Annotated in this window: 3 protein-coding genes; all 3 read left to right on the forward strand. The window is 64.1% G+C overall.

What is annotated here, in order from left to right:
- On the forward strand, window positions 1-901 hold a 901-nt coding region (locus ACWKY3_RS09545; RefSeq protein WP_449316173.1), incomplete at its 5' end, for a glycyl-radical enzyme activating protein.
- A gap of 90 nt (window positions 902-991) precedes the next feature.
- Window positions 992-2,275 (forward strand): 4Fe-4S binding protein, encoded by a 1,284-nt coding sequence (locus tag ACWKY3_RS09550; protein ID WP_449316174.1) that lies wholly within the window; start codon window positions 992-994, stop codon window positions 2,273-2,275.
- A gap of 113 nt (window positions 2,276-2,388) precedes the next feature.
- The coding region (locus ACWKY3_RS09555; RefSeq protein WP_449316175.1) for a pyruvate formate lyase family protein at window positions 2,389-3,175 on the forward strand (787 nt) is incomplete at its 3' end.

Consider the following 3,175-nt stretch of genomic DNA (forward strand, 5'->3'; position numbering starts at 1 on the left):
GAGCGAAGCCATCGTATCGGAGATCACGGGGTTTTCCACCCACGACGGCCCCGGCATCCGCACCTCGGTGTTCGTGAAGGGCTGCCCCTTGCGCTGCCTGTGGTGCTCCAACCCCGAGACGTGGGCGAAGGAGCAGCAGCTGTTCTTCCACGCGGCGCGCTGCCAAGGCTGCGGGAGGTGCGCGGGGGCGTGCCCCGAGGGCGCCTTGAGCGTGGACGCGGGGAAGGCGGCGGTGAACCGCTTACGCTGCGCAAGGTGCTTCTCCTGCGTGAAGATGTGCCTTCGCAACGCTTTCGAGGTGTCGGGCCAAACGATGACCGTCGACGAGGTGCTTAAAGTCATCGAACGCGACAAGCCCTTCTACGGAGCGCGCGGCGGGCTGACCCTGAGCGGGGGAGAGCCCCTTTCAAGCCCGCGCTTCACCGAGGAGCTTTTCATGCGCTGCAAGGCCGAAGGCGTGTCCACGGTGCTCGACACGACAGGCTACGCCGACGAAGCCGACCTGTTGGCGGTTCTCGATCACACGGACATGGTGCTGCTCGATCTGAAGCACATGGATCCTGGCGAGCATAAGCGGCTGACGGGCGTTTCGAACGAGACGATCCTGCGCAATGCCCGAACGATCATGGCGAAGGTTGAGACGCGCGTGTCCCTGCCCTTGGTGGAGGGCGCGAACGCCGACGACGAGAACATCGCCGCCACGGCCGAGTTCGCCCGGCAGGGCGGAGTCGAGTGGGTGGACGTCAATCCGCTCCATTCGCTCGGCGCGGCGAAGTACGAGGGTTTGGGGATGGAGTCGCCTTACGGCAGGCTCGAAGCCCCGACCGACGAGAAGGTGGTCCACGTCCGCAGGCTGCTGGAGAGCTACGGTCTGCGGACGACAATCGGCCGCATGATGTGACGCGGCCGACGCGGGCTGAGAGGAGGCCCGGCAAGGGCCTTCGGCGGGGGACCTGCCGAAGGCGGATACGAGGAAGAGAAGGAGAATGACATGGCAGACCTGACTACCGAGTTTCTGGGGTACAAGCTCAAGAACCCGATCGGCGTGTCGTCGTGCAGCTTCGGCGGCACCGAGCACGATGCCAAGTTGGTGCTTGACCAGGGTATCGGCTGGCTCACTGGCAAGACCATCCACAAGATCAACGGTCCGCACCACTGGCCCCGCCCGTTCTTCTACTCCCTGAAGAAGTTCGGTCCCGAGATGAAGGACGTCTGGGTGTGCAGCCAGATGTTCTCCGAGATCCCCTACGACCAGTGGATGAGCGTGGAGGGTCCGAAGATCGTGAAGGCCTGCCATGACGCCAACGTCATGTTCATTGGATCCGTGGCCGCCGCAGGCGAGGAGCCCGAGGATTGGGAGCCCATCATGCGCGACATGGAGTCCATCGGCGTGGACGCCATCGAGCTTGACACCGGCGGCCCGCACGCCACGTTCGGCGCGGACGCCTCTCAGCTCGATTGCGGCGCGCCCCAGGCCATGGATCCGACGAAGGCTTCCCTTATCACGAAGATATGCGCCGACGCCGTGGACATCCCGGTCATCTTCAAGGCCACGCCCCAGTGCGTCGACCAGGCCATCGTGTCCCATGCCGTCAAGGACGCGGGCGCTGCGGCCATAACGGCCAACAACGCCTTCTACGGCACCTGGATCGATCATGAGACGGGCACGTTCTACGGCGGCCCCTACGCCGTCGGTGGCCTTATGGGCCGTCCGTGGCAGATCTTCAGCCTGGCCAAGATGCTCGAGACCACCGCGTCGCTCAAGGGCTTCCCCGTTTGCGGCGTGGGCGGCATCTTCACGTGGGACGACTGCGTGCGCTACATGATGGCCGGCGCCACCGTGGCGGGCCTGTGCTCCTCGGTGTACAGCCGCGGCGTGGGCGTGCTCAAGAAGTGCATCGACGGCATGGCGGCCTTCATGGACCGCAAGGGCTACAAGACCACGGCCGACTTCACGGGCATGGTCGTGGACGACTTCGGCTTCGTGCGCGACTGGCCCAAGGAGGACATCATGGCCATGCCGTCGCCCATCGTGCCCAAGTTTGACATGGAGAACTGCATCGGGTGCGGCACGTGCGCCACGGTCTGCCCCTACGGCGCCCTCCAGATGGAGGACGGCAAGCCGGTCCTCGACGACACGGTGTGCATGGGCTGCGGTTGGTGCATGGGTCACTGCCCGGCGAAGGACCAGGTCATCAACATGGTGCGTCGCGACAACGGCAAGGTTGTGTGGAACGGTCGCGGCTTGCACGAGGCGTGGGCGCTCGACCAGTAGGAAAGGCTCGCCCGCAGGCCTTCGGCCTGGGAGGCGGTGAAGCCTGAAGACGGTGGGCGGGGAGCGCTTTCGCCCCCGCCCATCGCTGCATGAGAAGAAAGGAGACCGGCCATATGAACGCTGCTGATACGTTTGTTCGACGAGAGGTGGAGGGAAGCCCCAGCACGCCGCGCGTGGCGAAGCGCTATCACGAGCTGCTTTCGAAGGAGGCCTACGTCGACTCCGAGCGGGCGCGCCTGTACACCGAGTACATGCAGGAGCACTGGAACGATCCGCTTTATGTGCGCGCGGGCGGGGCGCTCAAGCACGTTCTGTCCAACCTCACGCCTGTGATCTGGGAAGATGAGCTTCTCGTGGGTTCGCAGTCCCGTTATTTCCAAGGCACGCAGGTCTACCCGGAGTACGAGACGTGGATGCTCGAGGGCTTCAAGCAGATCAAGCGCGAGGAGGAGGCTTACATCGAGGGCACCCTCCAGAAGAAGGAAGGCGACCGCCTGGGCATCTACCGCATCTATCCTGAGGACAGCGAGGAGATCCTGCGCCTCGCCACGTTCTGGGAGGGCAAGGACTGGCGCAGCCAGGCCGAGGCCGTGCTGAAAGAGACGATGGACGATTTCGAACTCGTTGACAAGATGCAGGCGCAGCTGCTGTTCTTGCGCTTCATGTTCGACGTGCCCGAGGGTCGCGTGATCTGCGATTACCAAAAGGTCATCGACATGGGCCTCAACGCCCTCATCAAGCAGTGCAAATCGCGCATCGCCTCCCTTGGCGAGCCTGTGAACTCCGAGGCTTTCGACAAGTTCAACTTCTACAAGGGCACCATCCTCGCCCTCGAGGGCGTCATCGCCTTCGCCAACAACTACGCCGACGAGGCCGAGCGCCAGGCCAAGGCCTGCAAGA

The organism is Rubneribacter sp. (assembly GCF_965361815.1).

Coding starts and splice junctions, on each gene's coding strand:
- ACWKY3_RS09550 (WP_449316174.1), top strand. CDS start 992: ATGGCAGACCTGACTACCGAGTTTCTGGGGTACAAGCTCAAGAACCCG.